This is a genomic window from Rickettsiella endosymbiont of Dermanyssus gallinae (genome assembly GCF_019285595.1).
Lineage (GTDB): Bacteria > Pseudomonadota > Gammaproteobacteria > Diplorickettsiales > Diplorickettsiaceae > Rickettsiella_B.
In genome coordinates, this window is sequence record NZ_CP079094.1 from 1,049,309 (window position 1) to 1,064,550 (window position 15,242).

Here is a 15,242-nt window from a genome sequence, read left to right on the forward strand (position 1 = left end):
TAATTTAAATTAACTCTTAATATCAGTTGCTATAGAGAGCGCTAGAATACTCCCTGACGTTATCATAGGTGTTATTTACTGAATCTTGATACTCCGTTTCTAACTTAGGGTAAAGAGGAAAAAAGGAATAAGGTGGCGGCGGTGCGCTAGGATGTGTAGTCGCCCGCTGGATTTCCTTATAAGCCGCTTCGCCAATATGTTCTGCTGCTTTGCCATTACCGATAAGCGCGATAAGGTTCTCTTCCAGTTTTGCTAGATTTGCCGGCTCTAGGTGAGCACCTTCGCTAAGATACGCTACCAATCTACCAAGCTTTTTTTCTAAATAATTGTCATGAAAAAGACTAGATAGGATAAGCGCACAAGCAGCAACCGATAAAATAAGCGGTACGTCAGCAACAATACAGGTCGCGATCAACCCCCATTTTACACCGCTGATGAAAGAGTATCCTATACGTTCGGAATAGCCATTCTCTACATAATCTGCAAATGTTTTTAATAATTGAACATTATTAGGAACCATTTCTAAGCTCGCTAAAGCTTCCTCTACGAGTTCTAACTTACAGTAGCTAGGTAACAAACCCTTACAAAAGGTTATTTTCGTTACTTTTCCTGCTTCTTTTATCCCCGTTGTTTCTGATATGAGATAACCTTTAAATGATTCAAAATTAAATGCAAAAGAGCGATTCAGTAATGTATGCTTCAACCGATCGGCATGATACTTAGAAAATATATAACTTTCTTTTTTTATAATCATAAATTACCTTCCGTAAGGATTAACCATCCCTAGCCATTGTATCAAATTAATTAATTAATAAAAAAATCAATTCTTTTTACGACAGAACGTTTAAAAAGCTGAAATAGATTATTAGAAAAAAATGAAGAGAGCTAGTATAGGTTGACTTACTAGAAACACAGTGTCGTTTTTTTTGATTTGTAAAAAATTATTTGCGTCTTTGCCTGAGCACTTCAAACAAACAAATACCTGCAGCGACAGAAACATTCAAACTTTCAACTGCGCCTTGCATGGGAATCGCCAATAAACCATCACAAAGTTCTTTGCTAAGGCGTCTTAATCCTTTGTCTTCTGCACCCAACACTAGACCTATAGGACCTTTTAAATCCATCTCATAAAGGGATTGCTTGGCAGTGCCATCTAAACCATAAATCCATATGCCTTGGCTTTTTAATTTACGTAAGGTAGTGGCTAGATTAATCACGGTGAATACGGGGGTTGTTTCAGCCGCACCCACCGCAATTTTTCGTACCGTGGGCGTCAAACCCACGGATCGATCCTGTGTAATAACAACTGCATCCACACCCGCTGCATTAGCCGAACGTAGGCACGCACCTAAATTATGTGGATCTTGAATTTCATCTAATAATAATAAAAAAGGCGCTTTCTCTAAGCTATCAATGAATTGAAATAAATCTTTTTCGTCTTTCGCCGGAAGCAATTTTACTTCGACTAATATACCCTGATGACGTTCGCCAGCTGTCCATTTATCTAAAGTCGCTCGGGGTACGATTTGTAAAGGGATATGTTGTCTTTCGGCTAAGCTAACAATGGATTCTAAACGTTTATCTTCTCGACCTTCTTGGCGATAAAGTTGTAATACCCTTTCTGGCGACTTTTGCAAAATCGCTTCTACGGCATGAACGCCAAAAATAAATTCTTTTTTCAGCATAGTTTATTTTTTATCGAAATATTTTTTCTTTTTTTTCTTTTTTTTGAAAGTATTAACACTTTTTGTTTGTTCTTCATCCGCTAACTCAAAATCAATCTTGCGCTGATCGAGGTCCACACGCCCTACTTTAACCCGCACACTATCGCTTAAACGATAGGTAATGCCACTACGTTCACCAAATAAACGGTGTTTTTTTGCATCAAATTGATAATAATCATTATGCAAAGCGGTCACATGCACTAGACCTTCTACATAGATATTTTTAAGCTCTACAAATAAGCCAAAACCCGTCACATTGGTAATCAAACCCTCAAACGTTTCGCCTACTCGATCGCGCATAAATTCACATTTGAGCCAATCTAACACTTCTCTTGTCGCTTCATCCGCACGCCGTTCTGTGGTTGAACAATGTTCACCTAAACGGCTAATGCTGACTAAATCATACATAAATTTTTTCGGTTTGCGTTTGGCTAGCACGTGTCGAATTGCGCGGTGAACAACTAAATCCGGATAACGACGGATCGGCGAAGTAAAATGCGCATAAGCATCAAAGGCAAGACCAAAATGGCCGATATTATCGGGGCTATACACCGCTTGGCTTAAAGAACGTAACAGTACGGTTTGGATCAGATGGGCATCCGGCCTATCTGCAATCGATTTTAAAAAGACTGAATAATCCCCAGGCTTTGGAACCTTTCCGCCGGGTAAACGCAACCCTAGTTCTGCTAAAAATGATTTTAAATCTGCTAATTTTTCTGCAGCGGGCACTGCATGGATTCGAAATAAGGTAGGCACTTTCGCTTTTATTAAAAAATGTGCGGCTGAAACGTTGGCCAGCAACATACATTCTTCAATGATACGATGTGCCACCGTACGTTCGGTAGGAACAATCTGTTTTATTTTACGATTCGGACCAAAAATAACGCGTGTTTCAGTGGTTTCGAAATCAATAGCACCACGTTTTTCACGACTTTCTCTTAACAACTGATATAAAGCATGCAAATCCTGTAAATGTGGAAATACCGCTTTATAAGCCGGTGGACATTTTTTATTGTCTAACCACGCCGCTACGTCGTTATAAATCAGTCGTGCACGTGAATGAATAACGGCCGGATAAAATTCAAAGCGTTTGAGCTCACCCTTCGGTGAAATCAACATATCGCAAACCATACATAAACGATTGACCTTGGGCTTTAAAGAACAAAGTTCATTTGAAAGAACTTCTGGCAACATAGGCACCACGGTATTCGGAAAGTAAACCGAATTACCGCGCGCCTGCGCTTCTTTATCTAATTCACTGCTTGGATTAACATAATGGCTCACGTCGGCAATCGCAACGACTAAACGCCATTGTTTTTTTTGCCGTTCACAATACACCGCATCATCAAAATCTCGGGCATCGGCACCATCAATCGTAACAAAGGGCAGTGATTGCAAATCTCGGCGATCTTTCTCGTCAGTGGGTAAAAAACCTTCTTCAAACTGTGTCATTTCAGCTTGTACGGCATCGGGCCAGGTATGCGGAATATTATAATTACGAATCGCTACCTCGATCTCCAGACCGGGTGCCATATGATCACCCAATATTTCCGTAATGCAGCCTATCGCTTGCTTACGAAAGCTGGGATAACTGACAATTTCTACAACAACAATTTGGCCTTCTTTCGCTTTTATTTGTTCTTCTGGGCTCAGCAAAATATCTTGTGCAATACGGGTATTAGAAGGGACAACAAAATCAACGCCTTTTTCAGAAAAAAAGCGACCTACGAGTGAGGGTGTATTTCGTTCTAAAACTTCCGCAATAACGCCTTCGCGACGATTTCGCTTATCCGTACCCACCACTCGCGCTAAAGCGCGATCGCCATGAAAAACACACTGCATTTGCCGTGCGCTCAGGTATAAATCATCGCTACCATCATCCGGAACAAGAAAACCAAAGCCATCTTTATGACCAATGATGCGCCCGCGTAGCAAATTCATTTTATCGGGCAAACCGTAACCATCACGGCGAGTTAAAACAATTTGTCCATCACGCTCCATCGCCCGTAAACGACGACGTAAGGCTTCTTCCTGTTCAGGATCGTCCTGTTTTAAACCTAAGGCTTGAAATAATTCCTCACGCTTAACCAGATGACCACATTTTTTGAGATAATCTAAGATATATTCTCGGCTTGGAATGGGATTACTGTACTTTTCTGCTTCGCGCTTCGCAAACGGATCCACGAGTAGGGGTTTCGATTTTTTACCCATAAATCTCACAATTCTCTCTATCAATGTATTTTTATCCTAGACTAAATTTAGCGAGATGTCGCCATAAGTGGCTTGAAGCAATGTTAAAGCAACTAAGCCAGCGGTTTCGGTTCGTAAAATGCGTGGACCTAATTGAAGTGGAAGATAACCCGCGGCGAGAGCACTATTCATTTCACTGCTAGACCATCCTCCTTCAGGACCCACTAACACCGCCGCACAATGACATGATTTAGCCAATTGAGGAAGTGTTTGTGTTGCATTAGGTGCCAAAATGATACGAATGTCGGCTTTTATCTGCTCCAGGGCTGTTTTAAAGGTAACCGCTCGGGCAACTGTGGGTATTTTGGTTCTCCCAGACTGCTCACAGGCATTAATCATGATGGCTTGCCAATGGGATAAGCGCTTTTCCCAGCGCTCTGGTGATAATTTCGGCAACAAACAACGTTCTGTTATCAAAGGGATAATATGTGTTACGCCCAATTCTACTGACTTTTGCAACACATAATCCATTTTTTCAGGTTTAACGATAGTCTGTGCCAAAATGACCTGTAGTGAAGATTCACTATTAATGGGATTAAATGCACCTATTTGCACAGAAACACTGTTTTTCTGTACCGAAGTAATGCTGGCTTTAAACTCGCCTCCTTCACCATTAAATAAAATAAATTCAGCGCCTACGTCTAAACGCAGTACACGCACCAAATGATGCGCCGCTTCTTTCGATAAATGGATTAGCTTACCGCTGGTTAAGGGTTGCTGTTGATAGATACGCGCAAGACGCATAGAATGCTTAAGCCTTAATTTTAAAGTTCGTCATTGCGAGCGCGTAGTGCGCGGCAATCCAATTTTGCAATTTTTTATGATAAAGATTATAGCGCTTATCTTAACGTTTTTTCTCAGTGGCTGCGCAAGTTTTTCGCAACAGCCGTTCCAGACGAATAAGTCAGTTAATCATTATCTGCCCTGGGCACAACGTAAAGCCCAACTCACTACCTTACAAAACTGGCAAGCCAATGGCAATATTGCTATTCATGCAAAAGCAGGCTCGGGCGCCAACGCTTCATTTAGCTGGCAACAAATTCAACGCAATTATCAACTACGATTATTTGGCCCTTTTGGTGTGCAAAGTATTCTGCTTTCCGGAAATCCACAACAAGTCACTTTATTTGCGCATAATCAAGTCGTTAGCGCAGACAATGCCGAAAGCCTATTAGCACAACAATCGGGTTTACATCTGCCTGTTTCACAATTGTATTATTGGTTACGCGGCCTACCCGCCCCACAATTACGTTATACCATTTTCTTGGATGCCTATAATCGCCTACTCAAATTACGCCAATCCGGTTGGCGCATTGAATACTTACATTATACCAATGTAGGAAAACTAGATATTCCCGATCAAATTATACTGACGCATCCACAGTGGAAAGTACGCATTTTAATCACGCATTGGGACATTAATTAATCACTTCAATGAAAAGCTACTGGCCATCACCCGCAAAGCTCAATCTTTTTTTGCATATTGTTGGGCGTCGCAAGGATGGTTATCACGACTTGCAAACCATTTTCCAATTGCTGGACTATGGTGATGAGCTAACCTTTACGCCACGTTCCGATCAGCAAATTACCTGTACTTGTTTTTCCACGCTTGATCCGGATTCAGCCGCAATTATTCCAGAAGAAGACAATTTGGCCATTAAAGCCGTCAGGCTACTACAACAAGCCAAAAACAAAATCGATACTGGCATAGATATACATATAGAAAAACGTATCCCTATAGGCGGTGGTTTAGGTGGCGGAAGTTCAAATGCAGCCACCACTTTGCTGGCTTTAAATTATCTTTGGCAATTGAATCTTTCGCTAGATGAATTACTCAAATTAGGGCTCACATTGGGCGCTGATGTTCCGCTTTTTATTAAAGGCCGCACCAGCTGGGCCGAAGGGATTGGTGAGAAGCTACAAGCCATTAGCCTAGCAGAAACCTGGTATCTGGTATTGATTCCACCACAAGCTGTTTCCACGGCAAAACTTTTTTCAGATCCCCGATTGACATACAACACGACAGCCATCAGAATACAAACGTTTTTAAGCGAACACTTAAAAACAGGTAACGACTTTGAGAGCATTGTCAGGCAAGACTATCCGGTAATAGCAGAAGCGTTAGATTTTTTAAATCATTTCGCGCCTGCGCGTTTATCTGGAACAGGCTCCTGTATTTTTGCGGCATTAGACACAAAAACACAGGCAGAGCGGTTGCAAGAAAAAATAAAATCGCGTTATCGAAGTTTTATTAGCAAAGGATTAACAACATCGCCTTTGCATAAAAAACTAGACGCTTTACAAACGCAGTAATGGACTTGAATTCCATGAAATCAAGCGCATGGCACAGTTTGTACACTAAAAAATTGGGGTGTCGCCAAGTGGTAAGGCACTGGGTTTTGATCTCAGCATTCCTAGGTTCGAATCCTAGCACCCCAGCCAAATTCTATTTATCCCTTCTGTTAACTTAAATTACGAGGATTCCCCTGTGTCTGAAATGATGATCTTTACGGGCAATGCCAACCGGCCACTTTCTGAAAAAGTAGTTAAGCAACTCGACATGGAATTAGGCAAAGCAACGGTTGGACATTTTAGTGATGGCGAAATCATTGTAGAAATTTTAGAAAATGTGCGTGGCCAAGATGTCTTTGTCATGCAGCCTACCTGCCCGCCCGTCAATAACAACTTGATGGAATTAGTGATTATCGCCGATGCCTTACGGCGTGCTTCTGCAAAACGCATTACAGCCGTTGTCCCCTACTTTGGCTATGGCCGCCAAGATCGGCGGATTCGCTCCTCTCGTGTACCGATCACCGCGCGCGTGGTGGCAGATATGATGACCGCAGTGGGTATCAGTCGTGTATTAACCGTCGATTTACATGCGGATCAAATTCAAGGTTTTTTTGATATCCCGGTTGATAATGTCTATGCTACCCCTGAAATTTTAAAAGATATTCAAAACACCGCACTCTACAAAAAAAATGATCCGCTGATTGTCGTTTCCCCCGATGTGGGTGGTGTTATTCGTGCCAGAGCGATTGCAAAACGATTGGATGATGCGGATATCGCGATCATTGATAAACGCCGCATAGGCCCTAACAAAACGGAAGTGATGCATGTGATAGGGGATGTAAAAGATAGAAATTGTCTCTTAGTCGATGACATCGTCGATACCGGCGGAACCTTGTGTTTAGCGGCACAATCACTCAAAGAAAATGGCGCTAAAAACATCGTGGCGTATTGTACCCATCCGGTTCTATCCGGGGATGCCATCAAAAACCTGGAAGCGTCTTGTATTAATGAACTCGTGGTAACCGATACGATTCCTCTGCATGCGCAAGCCAGTCAGTGTAAAAAAATTCGTCAGTTGAGTTTAAGTGGCATGTTGGCAAAAACCATCTGTCGTATTAATAGTGAAGAATCGGTCAGCTCGATGTTTGTTGATTAGAAACTATCCAGGGACTTCATTAGGAGGCCATATGAAGTTAAAAACATTAACTTTAGCCACCCTACTCGGATTAGGCATGCCTTTAGCGCTATTACCGCCTAAGGCAATGGCCAAAATGCCCACTGTCGCACATATCATCACCTCCGGTACTGCCAGCGTCGATGCCGTACCCGATATGGCCACCATAAACATCGAGGTTAGTGTATTAGCGAAAGATGCGGCAGAGGCTAAAAAACAAGTGGATACCCGCGTCACGCAATATTTTGATTTTCTACGCCAAAATGGCATTGAGAAAAAAGATATTAATGCCGCCAATTTAAGCACGCAAGCAGAATATGATTACCCTAAAACGGGTGAAACGCTGCTAAAAGGCTACCGTGCCACACGTCAAATTCAAGTCACAGTGCGCCAGATAGATAAACTCAATATGCTATTAGATAGCGCATTGACACTCGGTTTAAATGAGATTCGTGACATAAAATTAGGGGTATCGAATCCAAGCAGTTACCGTGAGCAAGCCCGTAAAAAAGCCATTGCGAATGCCATTGCTCAAGCAGATTCACTGGCAGCGGGATTCAACGTTAAACGGGGCCCTGTTTATAGCATCCGCTATCATATAGGAGGCTACCCCAGCATGCCGACCAACCTATATAAAAGCGTAGCCGCCACTTCAGCCAGTAATACCGCTAAAACGTATGAACAAGAAACCATCCATTTTGAAGATCAGGTTGATGTCATATTTGAATTACAGAACAATAGCAACCACTTAAAAAGCAGCGCAATGCACCATCTTACATCGTGGCGCTCTGCTTGTCTGAATCACGACAACTAGACAGGCTTCTTTTACAAGCGGTTATCGCTGGTATTTTTATCGAAACCCCCGTAAAATACCCCTCCACCTATCCTGGTCGCGGGATGGGTTTGTCATTTTTTGAGGAATTAACCATGACTACATTTAAACTCTCTGCAAAAACTCGAGAGGCTTTTGGGACGGGTGCGAGCCGCCGTCTACGCCGCCTTGAGAACCGCGTTCCCGCTATCCTTTATGGTGCCGGAGAACCCCCTATGTCGCTGTCCTTTGACCACAATCAATTGCTGCGTTCACTGGAAAATGAGGCCTTTTATTCGCATATTCTGACTATCGACCTCGATGGCCAAAAACAAAAAGCGGTCTTAAAAGATTTACAACGTCATCCCTTTAAACCACGTATCGTGCATTTGGATTTATTACGGGTCACCGCGAAAGAGAAAATCACTATGTCAGTTCCCCTACATTTTGAGGGTGAAGCAACGGCACCGGGTGTCAAAGACGCCGGTGGTGTGATGGCTCGATTACTGAACAACGTCGAAGTCCGCTGTTTACCGGATGCATTGCCTGAGTTTATCAATGTTGACGTTTCAAAGTTAGGCCTTGATGAAGCGATTCATTTATCACAACTTTCCTTACCGGAAGGCGTAGAGTTAATGGCATTAACCCATGATGATGACCGACCTGTGGTTAATATTCAGCTTCAACGCGCTGTAGAAGAAGAACCTACCGCTGCGCCTGAATCCGCTGAAGTACCTGCAATCAACGTTAAAGAAGATGCACCTGAAGAAAATCAGGACGGCAAGGATAAAAAATAGTTATCCTTTCGCTTCACTGCGATGGCTAACCACCCTATTCAGCTCATTGCTGGCTTAGCGAATCCTGGAAAGGAGTATGCAAAAAGCCGGCATAATGCTGGGGCTTGGCTAGTCGAAGCCTTACTGAAGCAAAGCGATTCATCCTTAAAAGCAGAAACTAAATTCCAAGGCTTAGTTGCTAAAATGGCATTCAATGATTTGAAGTGCTGTTTATTGATTCCTACGACCTATATGAACCATTCAGGCCGTTCCGTCAGGGCCTTAGCCCAGTTTTATCATATTCCACCTGAAGCCATTTTAGTGGTACACGATGACCTGGATTTACCGCCGGGTTGTGCCCGATTCAAACAAGACGGCGGCGAAGGTGGACATAATGGTTTAAAAGACATAGTAGCCCAATTAGGCAGCAAGGATTTTTGGCGTCTACGCTTAGGTATTGGCCACCCAGGACATCGTGATCGCGTACATGATTACGTGTTAAACTCGCCCTCTGTCGCTGACCAGCAAAAAATAAATGCCGTCATTGAACAACTATTAACCCTGTTACCCACTTTTGTGAGTGGCGAACAGCAACGAGCTATACAAGCTTTACATACCATTCAAGAAGAAAAATAGCGGAAAATTTTATGGGATTTAAATGCGGTATCGTCGGTCTTCCTAATGTAGGAAAATCGACGCTCTTTAATGCACTCACTAAAGCGGGTATTGCTGCCGCTAACTATCCATTCTGCACCATCGAACCCAATGTCGGCATTGTGCCTGTTCCTGATGCACGTTTAGCCGAGTTATCCAGCATCGTTAAACCACAAAAAGTTATACCTACGAGTATGGAGTTTGTAGACATTGCGGGTTTAGTTGCCGGCGCAGCAAAAGGCGAAGGACTCGGTAATAAATTTCTTTCGCATATTCGTGAAGTAGAAGCAATTGCACACGTGGTACGTTGCTTTGAACACACCGACATCATCCATGTCGCCGGAAAAGTGGATCCTATTGCCGATATTCAAACTATCAATACCGAGCTTGCCTTAGCAGATTTAGAGACTGCTGAAAAAGCGGTTTTACGTTTAAAAAAATACAGCGATAAATTAGCTAGCCAAACCAAAAGCTTACTCGAACGCATTATTCCAGCGCTTAATGAAGGACAGCTACTTCGTCTTATGTCATTAAGCCCAGAAGAAAAATTGCTGTTACGCCCTTATCAATTCCTAACCGCAAAAGCGACACTTTACATTGCGAATGTGGATGAAAATGGTTTTAACAACAATCCGCTGTTAGAGCAATTACAAGACTTTGCACAAAAAGAACAGTCCGGCGTTGTGCCGCTGTGTGCCAAATTAGAAGAAGACTGTATCGATTTAAGCGAAGAAGAAAAAAAAGAATTTTTGACTGAACTGGGTTTAAAAGAAACCGGACTCGATAGACTGATTCGTGCCGGTTACGATCTCTTAGGTCTGCAAACTTATTTTACCGCGGGAGTCAAAGAAGTGCGCGCCTGGACTATCGCAAAAGGTGCAACGGCACCACAAGCAGCCGGCTGCATACATACCGATTTTGAAAAAGGTTTTATTCGTGCTGAAATTGTTGGATATGCTGATTTCATTCACTATAAAGGTGAACAAGGCGCTAAAGAAGCAGGCAAATGGCGTTTAGAAGGTAAAACCTATCTTGTCCAAGATGGTGATGTCATTCATTTCTTATTCAACGTTTAATTTACAGAGCGACATCCCATGATAACTATTAATCAACTGAGCATGGCTTATGGTGAAAAGCTATTATTTTATGATGTCTCGCTTATCCTCTCTAATCAAAAACGTTATGCCTTAGTCGGCGCGAACGGCGCGGGTAAATCGACCTTTTTAAAACTACTCATGGGCACCGAAGAACCCATTGTCGGTAGTGTTTCTATTCCCAAAGCCGCTTCCGTGGGATGGTTAAAACAAGATCAGTTTCGCTATGAAAATACCATCATTACGGATATTGTTTTACAAGGAAAACCAGCGCTCTGGGAGGCAATGCAAGAAAAAGAAAAACTACTGACGGCTAATCAGTGGGATGAAAAAAACGTTAATCGATTTAGTAAACTCGAAGAAACCATTGCGCATCTTAATGGTTATACCGCGGAAGGCTTAGCCGAAAAGCTATTAACCGGCCTTGGCATTCAGTCTGAATATCATAAAAAACCACTCAGCACCTTATCGGGTGGATTTAAACTGCGTGTGTTATTAGCACAAGCCTTATTTCAGGAGCCTGATATCCTGTTATTAGATGAGCCCACTAATCACCTGGACGTCATATCGATTCAATGGCTAGAACAATATCTGAAAAATGAATTTCAAGGCTTACTCTTATTTATCTCACACGATGTCGCTTTTATTGATCGCTTAGCCGACAACATACTGGATGTGGATTACGGTGAAATACGCCAATACAGCGGCAATTATGAGAAATTCCTGGCTGAAAAAAAATTAATCGAAGAACAAAAACTGCATGAAAAACAACATGCAGAACTTAAAGTCGCTGAAATGCAACGCTTTGTGGATAAATTTCGTGCCTCTAGCTCGCGTGCTAAGCAAGCACAATCACGCTTAAAAATGATTGAAAAAATAGAGATTCCCGATATAAAAAAATCCTCACGCGTCACGCCGCATTTTAACTTTACCCCACTACGTCCATCTGGAAAGCAGGTTTTAAAGGTTAGAAATTTAAGCAAAGAATTTAAAGATAAAAAATTATTTAAAGGCTTAAGCTTTGAAATTAAGCGTGGTGAAAAAGTTGCTATTGTCGGAGAAAATGGGATTGGTAAGTCAACCTTAATTAAACTATTGCTGGGCAAAATACCGCCGCACCACGGGGATTTTGAATGGGGCTATGAAACACAAATCAGTTATTTCTCCCAAGATCATCATGACTTATTGAATAAAAAGGCTAGCGTCTTAGAGTGGCTATCCAACCAAGTCAATGCGACATCTGAACAAACAGCGCGCAAAGTATTAGCGCAGGTATTATTTACTAAAGATGAGGTACAGAAGGATATTTTAACATTAAGTGGTGGTGAAGCCGCACGCTTACTGCTGGCTAAACTGATACTGGAATCGCCTAATGTACTAGTATTGGACGAACCGACCAACCATCTTGATATCGAAGCCAATGATTCCCTGGCGAATGCCTTAAAAAATTATTCTGGCACCTTACTGTTTGTTAGCCATGATAGACATTTTATTAATAAAATAGCTAATCGAGTATTATTTATTTCTCATCATAAGAAATTACAAGATGTGAAGCGCTTAGATAATATTACCTTCAACTAAAATAAAAGTATTAAAACAATATATTTGCTAAAATAAAAAGGAAGTAACGTTCTAAAAATAAAATGCCACGGAGGTTAGCATGTCAAAATCTATTAGCCCTATCTCACAAGTGAGTCGCTATGCTCCCGAAGAATTTCGGCCATGGTGTCCCCGAAATTCGTTCGCATGACGCGACTGAAATTAGGCCGCGATACGTCCTGCGTCCGGCACGCACTCACTCCTTCGGAGTTCATGCCCGTGCCTCCCACAAATGACTTTACGGCGTGATGCGTTTCCTGCTTCGCCCGTCAACGCACGCCTATCGCGGGCTCTTCGACTTCGCATTGCTTTCACAATGCTTTCCTGTCTCATCGAAGGATCAGCCATTAAAATCAAATACAAAAGCGGTTGGCATCGCTTCAAATCTTATCTTTACAGCCATCCAATTTATTTTAGAACATCCTGTTCTCATCACCGCTTTTGGCGTGATGCTGCAGGCATTGCTTAGCAGCGCCAGTAATATGGATGAACAACCTTATCCTGAGACAAATCCGAATGGCAACGCAACCCTGCTTCACCATGCAGTAGAAAGAGGCGACTTTCCTCGGATAAAGACCCTTACAAACAGCGAGTTCGATATTCATGCTAAAGACGAAAATGGCATGACAGCTCTTGATTTGGCATGTGAAATTACAGAAGAGTACTCCTCTATTGTTAACCACTTCGAATCACACGGTCGATGAGACAGGAAAGCATTGTGAAAGCAATGCGAAGTCGAAGAGCCCGCGATAGGCGTGCGTTGACGGGCGAAGCAGGAAACGCATCACGCCGTAAAGTCATTTGTGGGAGGCACGGGCATGAACTCCGAAGGAGTGAGTGCGTGCCGGACGCAGGACGTATCGCGGCCTAATTTCAGTCGCGTCATGCGAACGAATTTCGGGGGCACGATGGCCGAAATTCTTCGGGAGCATAGCGACTCACTTGGCTCGTTCCTTTTGTGGTATGTTTCAACCTCTAAAAATGAGGAACCCCCAATAGATGAACCGGATACTCAGTGTTTAAGACTGAGCTAAATGCGGTGCTGGGTTCGCAATAACAAATCTACTACTTCTATTTTTTATATAACTTTGTTAGATTACTACAAAGGAATTAAATCATACACATAGCACTAGAATTTTCGGCACCGCCGCCGAAAATTCTAGTGCTATGTGTATATAGAAGTAACTATCATGGACTTAACTTATTTTGATAGCTTAGTACCTCAACGCTGGGTTTTATGGTTACGCTACTACCTGCCTTTTTTTAAAACGCCGGCACCGCTTTATTTTAAACTACGTGAGTTTATTAACAGCAAAAAATATGAGCTCGATACTCAATTTAATCTTAATACCCTCTACGATCTATTCGTTATTCTAGATACCCATTCCCAACCTGATCCCGATAATACATTAAACAGTCTGATCGATAAAATAATGGATAATATTATTCTTTACCAGGGACATTTCATTAAAGATTTATCGCTAGAGGCATTCATTGAGGCATTTGATTCAAAAGTAAGTACCGCCCTACTCGATAAATTTTTAAATCGATTACCTGAATCAACTTTTCAAGACTATATAACCGGCTTAAGCCAATCCTTTATTCGCTCAAAAAAAGGGAAACTATATTATGAAAAACATATCAAATACTGTGAAAAATTAAGTCATAAATTTAGCTCAAATGCTAAATTAATATTTTTCTTATTAATCCCTTACGATTTCATTTCGGATAAATTAAACAATATAGAACAATCAATCAGTTTAGAATCCATATTTGTCATGGAGTTTTTAAAAGTTTTATATTCAGATTTGAAGAATAACTTTTTAAACTTCGTCATGAAATGGAAAAAATATCTAAATGATCATCATAATGATAGTCTTCCACCCTTAAATACGCTATTTTTAAAAAATGAAAAAGAGACCATTTCCTTATTAAATGAAAATTTACTTCATTTTTTTAATCGAGAAAAAATTACCCTTTTTAAAAACTCATTAATTCAAACCAACCATCATAATGAATCTTTAATTGGGGATATTTTTAGCTTTCTCACCGAACAACAAGCATTGGAATTTATTAATAATCTTATTATTGATCATTTTAATTCCTTAGATAAAAAAACCTTAGACACATCAACCTTCACTCCCATCGAAAAAAATTTAGAAAAATATCCTCTTAATTTATTTCAAGCCCTTGCCATTTTTTGCGCTACAAAAAAAGCGATTAATCTCAATGTCCTAGCAGAAAAATATGCCGACTTTTGCCTCAAAGATAGCGACCTGGAAGTATTCTCACTTCAAATTCAAGTGGCTGTTATAGAAAGCAGTATCAAATCGATACAAACTCATATCAGTAAAATGATTATAGAGAAAATAAAACACGCACCTGAAAAATCAAATCTGCATACATTATGGCGAAATTTTTTAACCAACAACTGGGTTAACCGTGAACAAACACGGCTACAACAAATTGACAAAATATTAGAAAAAATACCAGAAGAATTTAAAGTTAAAGAGAAAGCTAGTCTGGATCTTTTTAAGCAGCTGTATAGCTATTTAGAAACGCCTCTACTGAAAGAATTTAGACAGGTTACAGAAGAGGAACAAAGAAAACAACAATCTGATGAAATGATAAAAGAAGAAGAAAGAGCAAACCTTAGAAAACAGATCCTTGACGGTACACTCTCTCAAATATCTCATCAACGAATGGATGAACTCTATGGTGATCAAGCGCGCGCGATAGAGGAACAATGGCATAAAAAGGGTATTGGTTTTTTTGATGCCAATGATAAAAAAGTAACAGATGCCGTCATAGCGGAAACGAAAGGCATGAAAGAGTTTTATACGAATACCTTTCGACCAATTTAAAGCG

17 protein-coding genes and 1 tRNA gene are annotated in these 15,242 nt (G+C 41.3%); 13 read left to right on the forward strand and 5 right to left on the reverse strand.

The window, feature by feature from the left end; translation table 11 throughout:
* Nucleotides 1–22 precede the first annotated feature (22 nt).
* From KX723_RS05255 to KX723_RS05270, 4 genes are all read right to left on the reverse strand, one after another.
* Nucleotides 23–754 (reverse strand): hypothetical protein, encoded by a 732-nt coding sequence (locus KX723_RS05255; RefSeq protein WP_218813380.1) that lies wholly within the window; start codon nt 752–754, stop codon nt 23–25.
* Between the two features lie 187 nt (nt 755–941).
* Nucleotides 942–1,685 (reverse strand): 23S rRNA (guanosine(2251)-2'-O)-methyltransferase RlmB, encoded by a 744-nt coding sequence (gene rlmB / locus KX723_RS05260; RefSeq protein WP_218813381.1) that lies wholly within the window; start codon nt 1,683–1,685, stop codon nt 942–944.
* 3 nt (nt 1,686–1,688) lie between these two features.
* Nucleotides 1,689–3,935, reverse strand: a complete 2,247-nt coding sequence (rnr, locus tag KX723_RS05265) for a ribonuclease R (protein WP_218813382.1) — start codon at nt 3,933–3,935, stop codon at nt 1,689–1,691.
* Nucleotides 3,936–3,971: 36 nt separating this feature from the next.
* On the reverse strand, nt 3,972–4,718 hold the full coding sequence (locus KX723_RS05270; RefSeq protein ID WP_218813383.1) for a 16S rRNA (uracil(1498)-N(3))-methyltransferase: 747 nt from the start codon (nt 4,716–4,718) through the stop codon (nt 3,972–3,974).
* Nucleotides 4,719–4,794: 76 nt separating this feature from the next.
* Between KX723_RS05270 and lolB the strand changes: the two genes are divergently transcribed.
* The 9 genes from lolB to KX723_RS05315 all read left to right on the forward strand — a co-directional run bounded on the left by lolB (nt 4,795) and on the right by KX723_RS05315 (nt 12,356).
* Nucleotides 4,795–5,400, forward strand: a complete 606-nt coding sequence (lolB, locus tag KX723_RS05275; protein ID WP_218813384.1) for a lipoprotein insertase outer membrane protein LolB — start codon at nt 4,795–4,797, stop codon at nt 5,398–5,400.
* An 8-nt stretch (nt 5,401–5,408) separates the two neighbouring features.
* The gene (gene ispE, locus KX723_RS05280) at nt 5,409–6,287 is read left to right on the forward strand and encodes a 4-(cytidine 5'-diphospho)-2-C-methyl-D-erythritol kinase (protein ID WP_218813385.1); all 879 of its coding nucleotides are present in this window, start codon (nt 5,409–5,411) and stop codon (nt 6,285–6,287) included.
* A gap of 54 nt (nt 6,288–6,341) precedes the next feature.
* Nucleotides 6,342–6,416, forward strand: a tRNA-Gln gene (locus tag KX723_RS05285).
* Nucleotides 6,417–6,471: 55 nt separating this feature from the next.
* Nucleotides 6,472–7,422 (forward strand): ribose-phosphate pyrophosphokinase, encoded by a 951-nt coding sequence (locus tag KX723_RS05290; RefSeq protein WP_246562590.1) that lies wholly within the window; start codon nt 6,472–6,474, stop codon nt 7,420–7,422.
* A 31-nt stretch (nt 7,423–7,453) separates the two neighbouring features.
* Nucleotides 7,454–8,254 (forward strand): oxidative stress defense protein, encoded by an 801-nt coding sequence (locus tag KX723_RS05295; RefSeq protein WP_218813387.1) that lies wholly within the window; start codon nt 7,454–7,456, stop codon nt 8,252–8,254.
* Between the two features lie 113 nt (nt 8,255–8,367).
* On the forward strand, nt 8,368–9,048 hold the full coding sequence (locus KX723_RS05300; RefSeq protein WP_218813388.1) for a 50S ribosomal protein L25/general stress protein Ctc: 681 nt from the start codon (nt 8,368–8,370) through the stop codon (nt 9,046–9,048).
* Nucleotides 9,049–9,069: 21 nt separating this feature from the next.
* Nucleotides 9,070–9,663, forward strand: coding sequence for an aminoacyl-tRNA hydrolase (gene pth, locus KX723_RS05305; RefSeq protein ID WP_218813389.1), 594 nt, complete (start codon nt 9,070–9,072; stop codon nt 9,661–9,663).
* Between the two features lie 11 nt (nt 9,664–9,674).
* The gene (ychF, locus tag KX723_RS05310; protein WP_218813390.1) at nt 9,675–10,757 is read left to right on the forward strand and encodes a redox-regulated ATPase YchF; all 1,083 of its coding nucleotides are present in this window, start codon (nt 9,675–9,677) and stop codon (nt 10,755–10,757) included.
* Between the two features lie 18 nt (nt 10,758–10,775).
* Nucleotides 10,776–12,356: an ABC-F family ATP-binding cassette domain-containing protein gene (locus KX723_RS05315; protein WP_218813391.1), complete on the forward strand. Its 1,581-nt coding sequence runs from the start codon at nt 10,776–10,778 to the stop codon at nt 12,354–12,356.
* A 180-nt stretch (nt 12,357–12,536) separates the two neighbouring features.
* On the opposite strand, the gene KX723_RS05320 is transcribed toward KX723_RS05315, so the two are convergent.
* A complete protein-coding gene (locus KX723_RS05320) occupies nt 12,537–12,707 on the reverse strand; it encodes a hypothetical protein (RefSeq protein ID WP_218813323.1) in 171 nt (56 codons plus the stop codon).
* Here KX723_RS05320 and KX723_RS05325 point away from each other — a divergent pair.
* The 4 genes from KX723_RS05325 (at nt 12,680) to KX723_RS05335 (ending at nt 15,238) form a co-directional block, all read left to right on the forward strand.
* Entirely contained in the window at nt 12,680–13,078 is a 399-nt protein-coding gene (locus KX723_RS05325) for an ankyrin repeat domain-containing protein (RefSeq protein WP_218813392.1), read from the forward strand. The two genes, KX723_RS05320 and KX723_RS05325, sit on opposite strands and share 28 nt — an antisense overlap.
* A complete protein-coding gene (locus KX723_RS05330; RefSeq protein ID WP_218813323.1) occupies nt 13,075–13,245 on the forward strand; it encodes a hypothetical protein in 171 nt (56 codons plus the stop codon). The genes KX723_RS05325 and KX723_RS05330 overlap by 4 nt, the downstream gene beginning before the upstream one ends.
* Nucleotides 13,246–13,282: 37 nt before the next feature.
* The gene (locus KX723_RS09750) at nt 13,283–13,408 is read left to right on the forward strand and encodes a hypothetical protein (RefSeq protein ID WP_281421119.1); all 126 of its coding nucleotides are present in this window, start codon (nt 13,283–13,285) and stop codon (nt 13,406–13,408) included.
* Nucleotides 13,409–13,564: 156 nt separating this feature from the next.
* Nucleotides 13,565–15,238: a hypothetical protein gene (locus KX723_RS05335; RefSeq protein ID WP_218813393.1), complete on the forward strand. Its 1,674-nt coding sequence runs from the start codon at nt 13,565–13,567 to the stop codon at nt 15,236–15,238.
* The last annotated feature ends 4 nt before the right edge of the window (nt 15,239–15,242 follow it).

Excerpts from the sequence above, each read along its gene's own strand:
- KX723_RS05300 (WP_218813388.1), top strand. The coding sequence starts at position 8,368 with ATGACTACATTTAAACTCTCTGCAAAAACTCGAGAGGCTTTTGGGACG.
- KX723_RS05270 (WP_218813383.1), bottom strand. The coding sequence starts at position 4,718 with ATGCGTCTTGCGCGTATCTATCAACAGCAACCCTTAACCAGCGGTAAG.
- KX723_RS05330 (WP_218813323.1), top strand. The coding sequence starts at position 13,075 with ATGAGACAGGAAAGCATTGTGAAAGCAATGCGAAGTCGAAGAGCCCGC.
- KX723_RS05320 (WP_218813323.1), bottom strand. The coding sequence starts at position 12,707 with ATGAGACAGGAAAGCATTGTGAAAGCAATGCGAAGTCGAAGAGCCCGC.
- KX723_RS05255 (WP_218813380.1), bottom strand. The coding sequence starts at position 754 with ATGATTATAAAAAAAGAAAGTTATATATTTTCTAAGTATCATGCCGAT.
- KX723_RS05290 (WP_246562590.1), top strand. The coding sequence starts at position 6,472 with ATGATGATCTTTACGGGCAATGCCAACCGGCCACTTTCTGAAAAAGTA.
- KX723_RS05295 (WP_218813387.1), top strand. The coding sequence starts at position 7,454 with ATGAAGTTAAAAACATTAACTTTAGCCACCCTACTCGGATTAGGCATG.
- ispE (WP_218813385.1), top strand. The coding sequence starts at position 5,409 with ATGAAAAGCTACTGGCCATCACCCGCAAAGCTCAATCTTTTTTTGCAT.
- rnr (WP_218813382.1), bottom strand. The coding sequence starts at position 3,935 with ATGGGTAAAAAATCGAAACCCCTACTCGTGGATCCGTTTGCGAAGCGC.
- pth (WP_218813389.1), top strand. The coding sequence starts at position 9,070 with ATGGCTAACCACCCTATTCAGCTCATTGCTGGCTTAGCGAATCCTGGA.
- KX723_RS09750 (WP_281421119.1), top strand. The coding sequence starts at position 13,283 with ATGGCCGAAATTCTTCGGGAGCATAGCGACTCACTTGGCTCGTTCCTT.
- ychF (WP_218813390.1), top strand. The coding sequence starts at position 9,675 with ATGGGATTTAAATGCGGTATCGTCGGTCTTCCTAATGTAGGAAAATCG.
- lolB (WP_218813384.1), top strand. The coding sequence starts at position 4,795 with ATGATAAAGATTATAGCGCTTATCTTAACGTTTTTTCTCAGTGGCTGC.
- KX723_RS05315 (WP_218813391.1), top strand. The coding sequence starts at position 10,776 with ATGATAACTATTAATCAACTGAGCATGGCTTATGGTGAAAAGCTATTA.
- rlmB (WP_218813381.1), bottom strand. The coding sequence starts at position 1,685 with ATGCTGAAAAAAGAATTTATTTTTGGCGTTCATGCCGTAGAAGCGATT.
- KX723_RS05335 (WP_218813393.1), top strand. The coding sequence starts at position 13,565 with ATGGACTTAACTTATTTTGATAGCTTAGTACCTCAACGCTGGGTTTTA.